Here is a 13696-nt window from a genome sequence, read left to right on the forward strand (position 1 = left end):
CCGGCGGTGCTCAGTCGCCGCCAGTCACGCTGTCGCCGATCGTATAGGCCGACCCCATCGCGCTGCCGTTCGACCCCGTCCACCAGTAGGGCGCGCGCTTGCGCGTGCCCGTGACGACCTCGTCCATCGTCAGCGGGTCGTACAGCCGCCCGCCAAGCATCACGCGGTTGATCTTGTCGCTGTTGCGGATGTCGCGCGTCGGGTCGGCGTCAAGCACGAGCAGATCGGCGAGCTTGCCGACTTCGAGCGAGCCGACGTCCTTGGCATAGCCGAGCGAGGTCGCCGACATGATCGTGCCAGCGCGCAACGCCTCGATCGGCGACCAGCCGCCGCGGACGAAGCTCCACATCTCCCAATGGGGGCCGAGCCCGGCTTGCTGGCCATGCGCGCCGATCGACACCTGAATCCCGCGATCGGCGAGCTTCTTGGCCTCGCGCGCACTCTCGCCGTCGACGTAGTCCTCCTCGGGAGCCATCGTGCGGCGGGCGTTCTGCGCCTCGAGCAAGGCGGGCGGCGCGTGGCGCGAGAGCAATGGATGTTTCCACACATCCATATGCTGCCGCCAGTACGGATCGCCCGCGGGACCGCCATAAGTAACCACCAGCGTGGGGGTGTAGTTGGTCTTGGTCTGCGTCCACAGGCTGACGAGATCGGCGTAGAAATGCTCGAGCGGGATATTGTGCTCGACCGTGGAATTGCCGTCCTGGATCAGCGAGACGTCCATCGCGTAGAGCGACCCACCTTCGGGCACCACTTCCATCTGTTCGGCCTGTGCCGCCGCGACGACCATCTGGCGCTGTTCGCGGCGCGGCTGGTTGTAGTTCTTGACGCTGTGCGCGCCCTCCGCCTTCAACCGCCGGACGTCTGCCAGCGCATCCTCATAGCTGTTGATCTCGGCATAAACCTCTGGCGATTTCGCGCCGTAGATCACCTCGCCGGTCGAGAAGATGCGCGGGGCGATGATCTTGCCAGTGCGCTGCATTTCGGACGCGACGAAGATTTCCGCCGCGCGCGAGGACGGATCGTGGATCGTCGTCGCGCCCATCGCGAGATTGACGATCGACGACCAGTTCTGTTGCGGGATCAGATCGTCCTCGCCCTGGGGGCCATGCGCGTGGGCATCGACCAGCCCCGGGATGATCGTCTTGCCCGCGACGTCGACGACCTTCGCGCCCGCCGGGATCTGGACCGAGGCGCGCGGGCCGACCGCGACGATACGGTCGCCGCGGATGACGATCGCGCCGTCGTCGATGATCCCGCCGTCGTTGGCCGCCATCGACACGATCCGCGCGCCGACCAGCGCGACGGTGCCGCTGGGCTTGTCCGCGGCGACGTCCATCGACAGCGAAACGCCGGTCTTGGGGGCCGGATATTTGGGCGCATCCTCATCCGCGGGCGCGACGCGGAACAGGTCCGCGGTCTTGGCGGTGTAGAGCGTCGGCCCCATGCTCCAGTGGAGCTGAGTCCCGTCGTTCGACCAGTTGAGGAAATCCGCGCCGTCCGAGCTTACCTGCGTCGCGGGGAGCGGACCGCCCTTCTTGTCGACCTCGACGCCTTGCGTGCCCGGGAGCAGCGGCATGACGAAGCCCTGATAGTTCTGCCGGAACGCGACATACTCGCCGTTCGGCGAGACGACATAGTCGTTGACCAACTCGCCCGTCGCATGGACGTGCTTGGCCTCGCCGGTCAGGTCGGTGCTGACGAGCTGGCTCTTGCCCTTGTCCTTGGCGAGCATGAACAACCGGTCGTTGGATGCGCCATATTGCGGCGCGCTGCCGTCCTTCGACACACGGCTGATCGCGCCGCCTGCGGTCGCGACGCGGTAGACGCCGGTATCGCCGCCGCCGCGCGCAGCGGTCAGATAGCCGCCGCCGCCGCGTTCGAACGCGATCGTCTTGCCATCGGGCGAGAAGCGCGGGCGGGCGTAATGCCCCGCCACCGTGGTCACGGCGCGCGCCGTGCCGCCGCTTGCCGGAACGATGTGGATCGACCCAAGCGCGGCGTCGGTCCAGTCGACGAACACGATCGTCTTGCCGTCGCGCGACCAGCTCGGCCACAGCTCCATGCTCGCTTCGTCGCCCTTGACCAGCCGCCGCGCGGTGCCGCCGGCAACCGGCTTGGTCCACAATTTGCCGAGCGTCTCGAACACGACGGTGCGGCCATCGGGCGAGACGCTCGCCCAGCGTGGCATCTTGGTGGCGAAGCGATCGGGCGCGACCGCGACTTGCGGGTGGGTCGCGTCGATCACCACGCGGGTATCGTCGATCCGGAACGGGATCACCGCCCCGGCGCTGCCGTCCGCGCCGACCCGATTGAGCTTGCCGCCCGCCCAGAACACCATCGTCTTGCTGTCGGGGGTCCACGCCATGTTCGGGTAGACCCCGGTCACCGCCCACGTCTCCTGCACGTCGCGATCGAGCGCATCATAGATCCGGCGTTCGTCACCGCTCTCCAGCGTCTTGACCCACAAGGTCGTCTTGCCGTGATCGCGGCGGACGAAGGCGATCCTTTTGCCATCGGGCGACGGGGTCGGTCGCACCGATCCGCCGACGCCCGAGACCGCGGTGGTCACCTCGCCCGTGTCGATATCGTAGCGTTCGATGTTGAACAGATCGGTCCGCGAATTCTGTGCATATTCGAAGATCGGGCCGGGCGAGACGTTGCGGGTATAATAGATCCCCTTCCCGTCAGGCGCGTAGATCGGTTCGCCGAGTTCCTTCTGCAGCTCTTCACTCGCGCGTTTGACGAGTTGGACCCCTGCCCCGCCCGAGACATGGTAGAGCCACACCTCGCCCGTGCCGAGCGAGCGCCCGGTGGTGAAATGCTTCTTCGCGACGATGAAGCGGCCATCGGGGGACCAGGTCGGCTGGTTGAGCAGGCGGAAGTCTTCCTTGGTCAGCTGGCGCTTGTCGCTGCCGTCGACGTTCATGATCCAGATGTTGTCGCCGCCGCCGCGATCCGAGGTGAAGGCGATCCGCTTGCCATCGGGCGAGAAACGCGGCTGGTGTTCGTAGGACAGGCCCTGCGCGATCCGCGTCGGCGTGCCGCCCGCGATCGGCATGGTGTAGATGTCGCCCAACAGGTCGAACGCGATCAGCCTGCCGTCGCGGGAAACGTCGACGTTCATCCAGCTGCCGTTGTCGACCTTGATCGGGACTTCGCGCGTCCGCATGCCCGGCGGGGCTTCGACGTTCCATTTGGGCTTCTTGGGCGCAGCCGTGGCGGATGCCGTCGTCGGCGCGGGATTGGTTTGCTGCGCGGGCGCGGTGGCCGCTTCGGCTGGCTTGAGCGGATCGCTTGCCTGGTTCTCGGGTGCCTGCGTCTGGTCTGGCGTAGGCTTGGGCGCGGGTTGGGGGTTGGCCTGCGCGAACACTTCGCTTGCCAGCAACGCTGCGGCAAGCGCCGCCGTAACCCGATATTTCATTGTGCCCCCAATATCATTCCGCGCGGTCGCGCCGTGTCGCACGAACGCTGCCACGAAGTCGTCGCGATCCGCAACCCCGCAACCGAAGTCGTTTGACTGTGCTGCGGGACCGATCGACCGCATCGACCGTTTACCGTGTCAGAACCGCGAATTGCCGGAGCACGACATCACCATGAAGATCACGCTGAAGCCGCTTGCCGAGCAGGTCATCGTTATTACCGGCGCAAGTTCGGGGATCGGCCTTGTCACCGCCAAACGTGCGGCTGCCGAGGGTGCCAAGGTCGTCCTGGTCGCGCGCAACGAAGCATCACTGCGCGAAGCGGTCGAGGCGATCACTGCGGCGGGTGGCGACGCGATTTTTGCCGTCGCTGACGTCGGTGACATCAAGGCGGTGCGCGCCGCCGCCGCCGCCGCGCGGACGCGCTATGGACGGATCGACACATGGGTCAACAACGCCGGCACCGCGATCTACGGCAAGCTGATCGACACCCCGCTGGACGAGCATGAGCAGCTGTTCCGCACCAACTATTTCGGGGCGGTGCACGGCGCGCTGACCGCGGTCGAGCATTTGCGGGAGAAAGGCGGCGCGATCATCACCGTCGGGTCGATCGCCTCCGAACTCCCCTCCCCCATTCTCAGCGCCTATTCGGCGTCGAAACATGCGGCCAAGGGGTTCGTCGACGCCTTGCGGATGGAGTTGACCGCGGACGCGCTGCCGATCGCGATCACGCTGATCAAGCCATCCGGGATCGACACGCCGATTGCTCAGCACGCTGCGAACCATGTCGATGGCGAAGGCCTGATCCCGCCGCCGGTCTATGACCCCGAGCTGGTTGCGACCGCGATCCTCGATGCCGCGCAGAATGTCCGGCGCGAGATCACCGTTGGCGGCGCCGGGCGGTTGCAGGTGCTGCTGGGGACGCACTTCCCCGCGCTGCTGGACCGGATGGCGGGGCTGATGATTCCCGTGATGTCGGACAAGACCCGTCCGAAGACGCAGTCGACGACGATCTTCGCACCGACGCAACGCGGACAGGAACGCTCGGGCGTCCAGCCGGGTCGCAAGACCAGCATTTACACCGCCGCGCAGCGCCATCCACGCGCGATCCAGGCAATCACCCTGGCGGGGATCGGCGGAGTCGCCGCGGTCCTGCTGGCGCGACGCCGTGCCGCCGATCCCGCATCGACCAAGGACTGATCTTGCCCCATTATCTCGTCGCCGAGAGCGAAACCACCGAAGAACGCGAAGCCCGCCGTGAGCATGCGGGCAAGAGTTCGGGCGAAACCTACGCCGCCACTCTGAAGCAGCTTCGCCCCGACGCCGAAATCACGATCGTCGCGCCCGCGGATGAGGATGCGCAGGTCTATTCGGCGGAGACGATCGCTGCGTTCGACGCGGTGTTCGTGACCGGGTCGCCGCTGCACGTCTATGACGACACGCCCGAAGTTGCGCGGCAGCTTGCCTTCATGCGCACCGTGTTCGCGTCGCGCACGCGTTCGTTCGGGTCGTGCGCGGGCCTGCAACTGGCGGTCGCCGCGGCGGGCGGGGCCGTGCGCAAGATGCCCGACCGGATGGAGGCGGGGATCGCGCGTCGCATCACTCCGACCGAAGCGGGGCGCAGCCATCCGTTGCTGGCCGGGCGCGCGGCCAGCTGGGATGCGCCTGCGATCCACGGTGACGAGGTGGAGCGGCTGCCCGACGATGCGACCTTACTCGCTAGCAACGCGGTGACGACCGTACAGGCGGCCGAGATCCGCCACGACGGTGGGATCTTCTGGGGGGTGCAATACCACCCGGAACTCGCGCTCGGCGAAATCGCGATCGCGCTCCGGCGTCAGGCGGATGCGCTGGTCGAGGCAGGCCTTGCGGACGACACGAACGCCGTCGAGGCCCGCGCCGCGCTGCTCGATGCGTTGCACGACAGGCCCGACCATCGTGCACTGTACTGGAGTTTGGGGATCGATCGCGAATTTGCCGACGAGGCGCGGCGTCGACTGGAGCTTACGAACTTCCTGGAGATGCTCGACTGAGCGGACGGGCCTCTACCCCGACAACCCCAGCCCGGTGGCCACGGCAAGCGCGATGCCACAACCCGCCACGACACTCGCACCAAGCGTGATCCATTGGGACCGCGCAACCATTGCGATCGACAGCAGCACGATCGCGAGCTGCAAGGCGGTCTCGCCGAGTTCGAACCCCTCCCCGCGGTGCGCGGCGCGTTCACCGGCGGCGCGTTGCTCGGCGCCTGCCTGCTCCAGCTGACCGATGGCGTGGCCGGCGCGGTCGGGGGTGCGGAGGCGGGCGGCTTCGCGGGCCCAGTTGGTTCGGTCGGCGGGCGTCGCTCCAGGTTGCGCGGCGGCGGTCTTGAGAACGGTATCGCGGACGATCTTGGCCTGCATATAGGCGAAGCTGTCGGAGGCGGCGATGTGCTGGAGGACGCTCTCGCGCTGTGCTCCGGCGGCGTTCATGTGGACGATCGCGAGCGCCACAGCGAACCCGCCGACCAGCAGCGAGACGCGGTCGCGGAAGCGGCGTTCGCTCTCCCGCTCCTTGCGATCGGCAGCGTTGGAGCTTTCCTCCGCCCGCTCGATCGCCTCGTCGATCAGGTCCTTGGCGTCTGCGGGTTCCATCAGGTCTCCAAGATGATCAAGGTTGCACACGTGTGCGCTGCGTGGCGCACAGCTCCGCCGTCGGGTAACCGCATTATAACAATGGCTTATAGGTTAGCCTGCTCATCCCGTGGGAGGTCGTCGTCGGGGCCATAATAGAGTTCGGCACATTCGGCCCGCAGGCATCCGCCCTCGAACACGATGTCGTCGCGGTACGCATTGCGGACGAAATCGAGCGTGTCGGTATGGCGCGCCTCGAAGTACATCGGATGGACGTCGGCGGCTTCGGCACCATAGACTACCCGCCCCACTTTCGACCAGATCGACGCCATCGTGCACATCCCGCACGGCTGCAGCGTCGAGTACAGCGTCGCGCCGCGCAGCTCCAGTTCGCCCGTCGCTTCGCACGCACGGCGGATCGCCATCATCTCGGCGTGCGCGGTCGCATCGGGAAGTTCGTGGGTCTGGTTGCGTTCTTCCGAGATGACCTTGCCGTCGAGCACGATCACCGACCCCAGCGGCGAAGTGGACGGGTCCGAGCCCTTGGACCGCGCAATCTCGATCGCGCGCCGCATCCATTTTTCGTCTTCCTGGGTCATCATGCGCCTCGCCACCATTGTCGATCAGCCGGTGAAGCGGCTGAACACGCGTTCCGTTCCCGCGCGGGGCGCTAGCCGGTCGTCCGGGCGAGATAGGTCTCGGCCAGGCTGCGCACGTCGACTCGCGCCTTAAGCCGCGCCGCGAGCAATGCGGTCCCGCTGATCTTGCGCTGGACGAACAGCGTGTCGACCGGAGGGACGTGCCAGGTCGACCGGTCGCGCGCCATGTCGATCCCCTGGTCGCGCAGCACGCCGACGAACGCGCGGTCGCCGAAGTCGAACGGCCCGGTCTTGCCGAGTTCGCCAATCACCACGTCGATCATCCGGTCGACCAGATCGCGGTGTGCGGTGACGGCGGCTGGCCCAAGGAACCCCGCCGCGACCGCCGCCTCGCGGACCGCATCGCGGTCGCCCGCCAGCCCGGCCTGCAACAAGGTGCGATAGCCGGTCGCGGTTTCGTCCGGCACGGCACGCGCCGCACCGAAATCAAGCAGAATCATCCGTTCCGTGTCGGGTTGCCAGCGGTAATTCCCGAAATTGGGGTCGGTTTGCATCAGCCCCCAGTCGAGCATCTCGCGCAGGACCAGATCGATCAGATTGGCCATCACGCGGTCGCGCAACGCCTGCGGGGCCGTCTCGAGCGTTTCGATCGGGACGCCCGCGACATAATCCATCGCCAGCACGTGTGGCGTCGTCAGATCGGGATGGAGCGCGGGGACGAGGAACTGTGGTTCATCGCGCAACAGGTCGCCGAAGCGCGCGAGCATTTCGCCCTCGCGCAGATAGTCCGCCTCCTCATGCAACTGGCGCTTCGCCTCGGCGAGAAGCGGGGCGATGTCGAGCGTCTTGGGGAGCACGCCCGATACCCGGAGCAGCGTCGCGACATTGTCGACGTCCGAATCGATGCTGTCCTTGACGCCGGGATATTGCACCTTGATCGCGAGCTCGCGGCCACCCGGCAGGCGGGCGCGGTGAACCTGGCCAATCGAGGCGGCGGCGATCGGATGCGCCTGAAAATGCGCGAAGCGGCGACGCCAGTCCTTGCCCCATTCCTTCGCCAGCACCGTATCGAGCTGCTGCGGCGGCATGTGGTGCGCATTGTCGCGCAGCCGCCCCATGATCGTCGCGAGTTCGGGCGGAAGCATGTCTCCGGCGTCCATCGAGATCATTTGCCCGAGCTTCATCGCAGCACCACGCAGATGCGACAGTTGGTCCGCGACGCGCATTGCATTGGCGGGGGTGAGCAACAGGTCGCCCATCTTGGGGACCTCGCCGCTGGCGAGCCGTCGTGCGCCTTCGGCCATCACGTTACCCGCGACCCCGCCCGCCATCCGCCCGAACACGCCGAGGCGCGCCAGGCGGCCACTCGGTACGGATCGTCCCTTGCTGCGATCGTCGCTCACATTGTGTCTTTCGTTGGCAGTTGGGGTGCCGTCACGCGGCGTTCTGTTCGGCCTTGCGGGCAAGGCGTTGCAGCCGCGGGCGGACGCGGAGGAAGGCGCGATAGGCGTGTTCCAGCAGCGGCAGCATCCCCGGCGCTTTCGCGGCGAGCCCGAGCCAGCGCAGCCGCGGGATCGCGCGCCACATTGCGGCGAAGGCGGCGGCTCCCGAGAGCAGGACACCGTCCTCGCGGGCGTGGAAGCGCGCGAGCAGGTCGGCGCGATCGATCGGGCAACTGCCGCCGTCGGCCTTGTCGACATCGACGAAGGTGATCGCCTGCGCGCGATCGAGCCGCTGCATCAGCGCGATCTCGCGCCGGCACAGGGGGCATCCGCCGTCATACCATACCGTGAGGTCCGTCATGGGGGGTATATGGGGATGCGTGCGGCTGGGTCGAGGTGGGGGGTGGAGATTATGCGTGGGGTCGGGTGCCTTCCCTTTGGGGGAGGGTTGGGGTGGAACTGGTCTGCGCAATTGCGGGGTTCGTTTACTGCACTGCCCCACCCCCGGCCCCTCCCCTGAAGGGGAGGGGTGAAAGAGGCGAGCCCATGGGTTTGGGGCGTGGCAGGAACAACGGGCGCTAGCCCCTCCCCTTCAGGGGAGGGGTTGGGGTGGGGCTGGCCTGCGTGATTGCGGGGGCCGGTTTGCTGCACTGCCCCACCCCCGGCCCCTCCCTTGAAGGGGAGGGGTGAAAGGGGCGCGCGCTTGGGTTTGGGGCGTGGCGGGAACAACAAGCGCTAGCCCCTCCCCTTCAGGGGAGGGGTTGGGGTGGGGACGGCCTGCGTAATTGTGGGGGCCGCTTTGCTGCACGGCCCCACCCCCGGCCCCTCCCGTGAAGGGGAGGGGTGAAAGTCCGTCAGTTCAGGCCACCGCCGAGCACGCGGTACAGCGTGACGAGGTTGTTCGCGCGCGCGAGACGCGTCGTCACCAGATCCTGGCGTGCACCGTACGCCGTGCGTTGCGAATCGAGCGAGGTCAGGAACGAGTCCACCCCTGCCCGATACCGCGCATCGGACAGGCGCGCGCCGACCAGCGCCGCCTCCGCGCGTCGCGTTCGCGCGCCGAGCTGCGCGTCGATCGTCCCACGCGTGGCAAGCGCGTCGGCGACTTCGCGGAAGGCGGTCTGCAACGTCTTCTCATAGGTCGCGACCGCGCCTTGCTGCTGTGCACGCGCGAGTTGGAGGTTGCCCTTGCGACGGCCGAAGTCGAAGATCGGGAAGGTCGCCCCCGGCGTCGCCGACCAGCTTTCGCTGTTCGCGCCGAACAAGCCGGTCAGCGCACTGCTCACCGTGCCGAAGCTGGTGGTCAGTGAAATCGTCGGGAACATCGCAGCACGCGCGGCCCCGATATTGGCGTTCTGCGCGATCAATTGATGCTCGGCCTCAAGCACGTCCGGGCGGCGCAACAGCACCGCGGATTCCAGATTGCCGGGCAGCGCACTCAGCGTCCGGTCCTGCGTCCCCAGCATTTGCGGCAGCAGCGCCGCCGGGGTCGTCGTCCCGACCAGCAGGTCGAGCGCGTTGCGATCCTGCGCGATCTGCGCACGCCGCGCGGCGATGTCGTTCGCAGCGGCCTCGTAATTGGTCTCGGCCTGGCGCACGACCAGTTCGGACTGAACCCCGATGCGGAATTGCGCACGGGTCAGCTGGAGCGACTGCTCGAAGCTCGCCAGCGTTTCCTGCGACACGCCGAGCAATTCCTGGTCGGACGCGAGCGTAAGATAGGCCGAGGCGATCTCCGAGATCAGGCTGATCCGGGTCGAGCGTTGCGCTTCCTCGGTCGCGAAATACTGTTGGAGCGCGCTTTCGCTGAGGTTGCGCAGGCGGCCCCACAGGTCGAGCTCGAACTGCGAGATACCGACATTCGCCGAGTAGAATTCGATGTTGGAGCTCGTGGTCGTGCCGACGCCGGTGCCGACACCAGTGCCTGTCCCGGTCCCCGTCCCGGTACCTGTGCCGGTTCCAGTCCCAGTGCCAGTCCCTGTTCCCGTCCCGATACCACCGCCGCCAATACCGCCGCCGCCGATACCACCACCGCCGCCAGCCGTCGCGGCGCCCAGCGCATTCGAATAGAATGCCGTTCCGTTAGCAGAGATGGCGGGCAGCTGACCCGAGCGCTGGACGCGATACTGCGCGCGCGCTTGCTGCACGTTCGCCGCCGCGAGGCGCAGGTCGCGGTTGTTCTCCAGCCCCAGCGCGATGACGTCGCGCAGCTTGGGATCGGTGAAGAACGTCCGCCAGCCGATCTTGGTCACGTCCGGCGCGTCGCTCGGCGCGACCGGATAGGGTCCGCCCTGCGGCAGCGCGACGGGTACGGCGCCCTGAGGACGGACGTAGTTCGGCGCCATGTTGCACCCTGCGAGAGCAGCCGTCGCCAGCAGCACCGCGACGGTGCGGATCGTCGTCTTCATCTTCATGCTCCCTGGGGCGCGCTATTGGGGGCGGGCGGACCCATCGGGGCGGCGTCACGATCGTCGCCAGCCGTGGGGGTCCCGTCGCTGCTCTTCTTCTTGCGACCTGCGAACACCGCGCGGACGACGACGAAGAACATCGGGATGAAGAAGATCCCGAGGATCGTCGCGGTCAGCATCCCGCCGACCACCGCGCGACCAATCGCATTCTGCCCGCCGGCGCCCGCGCCGGTCGAAAGCGCGAGCGGCAACACGCCGAAGATGAACGCGAGGCTGGTCATCAGGATCGGTCGCAACCGCGTCTTTGCGGCTTCGATCGCGGCATCGAAGGCGCTCATGCCCTCGCGCATCCGTTCCTCGGCGAATTCCACGATCAGGATCGCGTTCTTTGCCGAGACGCCGATCGTGGTGATCAGGCCGACCTGCAGATAGATGTCGTTGTTGAGCCCGGTGAGCAACGCCGCAAGCAACGCGCCGACGACGCCGAGCGGCACCACCAGCAGCACCGAAATCGGCACCGACCAGCTTTCGTACAGCGCGGCAAGACACAGGAACACGATCAGCAGCGACAGCCCGTAGAGCGACGGAGCCTGACCACCCGACAGCTTTTCCTCATACGACAGGCCGGTCCATTCGAGATCGGTGCCGGGCGGAAGCTTGGCGTGGATTTCCTGCATCGCCTCGAGCGCGGCACCCGTGCTGAGCCCCGGCGCCGATCCACCCTGCAATTCCATCGCGGGCTGGCCGTTGTAGCGGGTCAGCTGGACGGGGGCCTGGGTCCAGCGCAGCGTCGTGAAGGCGCTGTAGGGGACCATCGCGCCGTTCGCGCCGCGGACGTAATATTTGTCGAGATCCTCGGGCTTGAGGCGGAACGGTGCATCGGCCTGGACGAACACGCGCTTGACGCGGCCGCGGTCGATGAAGTCGTTGACATACTGGCTGCCCCAGGCGGTCGAGATCGTCTGGTTGACCTCGCCCAGGTCGAGCCCGAGCGCCCGCGCCTTGTCCTGATCGACGTCGATCTTGAGCTGCGGCGCGTCCTCCAGCGACATCGGGCGGACCTGCGCGAGGCGCTTGTCCTGCATCGCCATGCCCAGCATCATGTTGCGCATCTGAACGAGCTTTTCATGCCCCATGCCGACCGTGTCGACCAGCTGAAGGTCGAAGCCGGTCGCGTTGCCGAGTTCCTGGACCGCGGGCGGCACGATCGCGAAGATCATCGCGTCGTGGAATTGCGAGAACGCGCCCATCGCGCGCCCCGCGATCGCCTGCGCCTTGTTGGCGGCTCCCGAACGGTCCTCCCAGCCCTTGAGCGGGACGAATGCAAGACCGGCGTTCTGCCCCGCACCGGCAAAGCTGAACCCGCTGATCGTGAAGACGCCTTCGACGTTCGCTTTTTCCTTGTTCATGAAATAATCGCGGACTTGCGCAAGCCCTGCGTCGGTGCGCGCGGTGGTGGCGCCCGATGGGCCCTGCACCAGCGCGATCACGGTGCCCTGATCCTCGTCGGGCAGGAAGCCGGTCGGCAAGCGGATGAACAGGAAGGCCATCAGCCCGGCGATCGCAAGGAACGCGATCATCGACCGGCCCCAGCGGTGCGCGGTGCTGCGTACGCCCTTCTCATACTTCCTGGTGCCGCGGTCGAACGTCCGGTTGAACCAGCGGAAGAAGCGCGACAGCGGGCCGTTGCCTTCCGCCTTGTCGGGATCGTGCGGCTTGAGGATCGTCGCGCACAAAGCCGGTGTCAGGATCAACGCGACCAGCACCGACAAGGCCATCGCCGAGACGATCGTGATTGAGAACTGGCGATAGATCACGCCCGTCGACCCGCCGAAGAAGGCCATCGGCAGGAACACCGCGGACAACACAAGGCCGATGCCGACCAGCGCGCTGCTGATCTCGTCCATCGACTTGCGGGCCGCTTCGCGTGGGGAGAGATGTTCGGTGGTGATCAGGCGTTCGACGTTCTCGACCACGACGATCGCGTCATCGACGAGCAGACCGATCGCCAGCACCATGCCGAACAAGGTCAGCGTGTTGATCGAATAGCCAGCGACCGCGAGCACGGCGAACGTGCCGAGCAACACCACCGGAACCGCGATCGTCGGGATCAGCGTCGCGCGCCAGTTCTGGAGGAACAGGTACATGACGAGGAACACGAGGACAACCGCTTCGATCAGCGTGTGGACGACCTGTTCGATCGACAGACGGACGAACGGGGTCGAATCGTACGGGTAGATGACCTTGACGTCCGACGGGAAGGTCTTGGACATCTCGCCGATCCGCGCCTTGACCGCGTCGACCGTGGCGAGCGCATTCGCACCCGGCGCGAGCTTGATCCCGATCCCGGCGGCAGGCTTGCCGTTGTAGAGCGTGCTGAAGCCATAATCGGCCGCGCCGAGTTCGACCCGCGCGACGTCGTTGAGGCGTACTACGGCTCCGGTGGCGTCTGTCTTCAGACGGATATTGCCGAACTGTTCGGGCGTGTTGAGGCGCGACTGGATCGAGACGGTCGCGTTGAGCATCTGGCTGGCGGGCGCGGGCTGTGCGCCGAGCTGGCCTGCGGAGACTTGCGCGTTCTGCGCCTGCAGCGCCGCGGTGACATCCGCGATGGTCAGCTGGTAGCCGTTGAGCTTGAGCGGATCGATCCACACGCGCATCGCATATTGCGCACCGAACAGCTGCGTATCGCCGACGCCGTTGATGCGGCTGAGCGGATCCTGAACCTTCGACGCGAGCAGATCGGCGAGATCGGACGCGCTATGCCGCTCGTCCTGCGAATAGACGCCGATGATCAGCAGGAAGTTCGACGTCGCCTTGGCGACCTGAATGCCCTGTTGCTGGACTTCCTGCGGCAACAGCGGGGTCGCGGCTTGGAGCTTGTTCTGGACCTGGACCTGCGCGATGTCGGGGTCGGTGCCCTGTTCGAACGTCAGCGTGATCGTCACGGTGCCCGCCGAGCTCGACGACGACGAGAAGTAGCGAAGGTTGTCGATACCCTTCATCTGCTGCTCGATGATCTGGGTCGTCGTATTCTCGAGCGTCTGCGCGTCGGCACCCGGATAGGTCGCGGTGATGCTGACCGAGGGCGGCGCGATCGAGGGGAACTGCGCGATCGGCAGGCTGCGGATCGCGATGAACCCGCCGACCATCAGGATGATCGCGATGACCCATGCGAAGATGGGTCGTTCGATGAAAAAACGCGACATGGGC

Annotated in this window: 9 protein-coding genes; 2 read left to right on the top strand and 7 right to left on the bottom strand. The window is 66.7% G+C overall.

Features of this window, described 5'->3' with window-relative positions:
- Positions 1-10: 10 nt before the first annotated feature.
- Entirely contained in the window at positions 11-3424 is a 3414-nt protein-coding gene (locus ABIC17_RS09925; RefSeq protein ID WP_354281408.1) for an amidohydrolase family protein, read from the bottom strand.
- Positions 3425-3596: 172 nt separating this feature from the next.
- Between ABIC17_RS09925 and ABIC17_RS09930 the strand changes: the two genes are divergently transcribed.
- On the top strand, positions 3597-4622 hold the full coding sequence (locus tag ABIC17_RS09930) for an SDR family oxidoreductase (protein ID WP_354281409.1): 1026 nt from the start codon (positions 3597-3599) through the stop codon (positions 4620-4622).
- Positions 4623-4624: 2 nt separating this feature from the next.
- The gene (locus ABIC17_RS09935) at positions 4625-5455 is read left to right on the top strand and encodes a type 1 glutamine amidotransferase (RefSeq protein WP_354281411.1); all 831 of its coding nucleotides are present in this window, start codon (positions 4625-4627) and stop codon (positions 5453-5455) included.
- A gap of 12 nt (positions 5456-5467) precedes the next feature.
- Here the strand turns inward: ABIC17_RS09935 and ABIC17_RS09940 are convergent, their stop codons facing one another.
- The 6 genes from ABIC17_RS09940 to ABIC17_RS09965 all read right to left on the bottom strand — a co-directional run bounded on the left by ABIC17_RS09940 (position 5468) and on the right by ABIC17_RS09965 (position 13692).
- The gene (locus tag ABIC17_RS09940) at positions 5468-6055 is read right to left on the bottom strand and encodes a DUF4337 family protein (protein WP_354281413.1); all 588 of its coding nucleotides are present in this window, start codon (positions 6053-6055) and stop codon (positions 5468-5470) included.
- 86 nt (positions 6056-6141) lie between these two features.
- Positions 6142-6636: a nucleoside deaminase gene (locus ABIC17_RS09945; protein WP_354281415.1), complete on the bottom strand. Its 495-nt coding sequence runs from the start codon at positions 6634-6636 to the stop codon at positions 6142-6144.
- Positions 6637-6704: 68 nt separating this feature from the next.
- On the bottom strand, positions 6705-8036 hold the full coding sequence (locus ABIC17_RS09950) for an ABC1 kinase family protein (RefSeq protein WP_354281417.1): 1332 nt from the start codon (positions 8034-8036) through the stop codon (positions 6705-6707).
- Positions 8037-8067: 31 nt separating this feature from the next.
- Entirely contained in the window at positions 8068-8436 is a 369-nt protein-coding gene (locus ABIC17_RS09955) for a thiol-disulfide oxidoreductase DCC family protein (protein WP_354281419.1), read from the bottom strand.
- Positions 8437-8929: 493 nt separating this feature from the next.
- Complete coding sequence (locus ABIC17_RS09960) at positions 8930-10489, bottom strand: efflux transporter outer membrane subunit (protein WP_354281421.1); 1560 nt, start codon at positions 10487-10489, stop codon at positions 8930-8932.
- Positions 10486-13692 (bottom strand): efflux RND transporter permease subunit, encoded by a 3207-nt coding sequence (locus ABIC17_RS09965; protein ID WP_354281423.1) that lies wholly within the window; start codon positions 13690-13692, stop codon positions 10486-10488. The genes ABIC17_RS09960 and ABIC17_RS09965 overlap by 4 nt, the downstream gene beginning before the upstream one ends.
- Positions 13693-13696 lie beyond the last annotated feature (4 nt).

The sequence above is a fragment of the Sphingomonas sp. PvP056 genome, from assembly GCF_040549155.1.
GTDB lineage: Bacteria > Pseudomonadota > Alphaproteobacteria > Sphingomonadales > Sphingomonadaceae > Sphingomonas.

Coding starts and splice junctions, on each gene's coding strand:
- ABIC17_RS09955 (WP_354281419.1), bottom strand. CDS start 8,436: ATGACGGACCTCACGGTATGGTATGACGGCGGATGCCCCCTGTGCCGG.
- ABIC17_RS09965 (WP_354281423.1), bottom strand. CDS start 13,692: ATGTCGCGTTTTTTCATCGAACGACCCATCTTCGCATGGGTCATCGCG.
- ABIC17_RS09925 (WP_354281408.1), bottom strand. CDS start 3,424: ATGAAATATCGGGTTACGGCGGCGCTTGCCGCAGCGTTGCTGGCAAGC.
- ABIC17_RS09960 (WP_354281421.1), bottom strand. CDS start 10,489: ATGAAGATGAAGACGACGATCCGCACCGTCGCGGTGCTGCTGGCGACG.
- ABIC17_RS09945 (WP_354281415.1), bottom strand. CDS start 6,636: ATGATGACCCAGGAAGACGAAAAATGGATGCGGCGCGCGATCGAGATT.
- ABIC17_RS09940 (WP_354281413.1), bottom strand. CDS start 6,055: ATGGAACCCGCAGACGCCAAGGACCTGATCGACGAGGCGATCGAGCGG.
- ABIC17_RS09930 (WP_354281409.1), top strand. CDS start 3,597: ATGAAGATCACGCTGAAGCCGCTTGCCGAGCAGGTCATCGTTATTACC.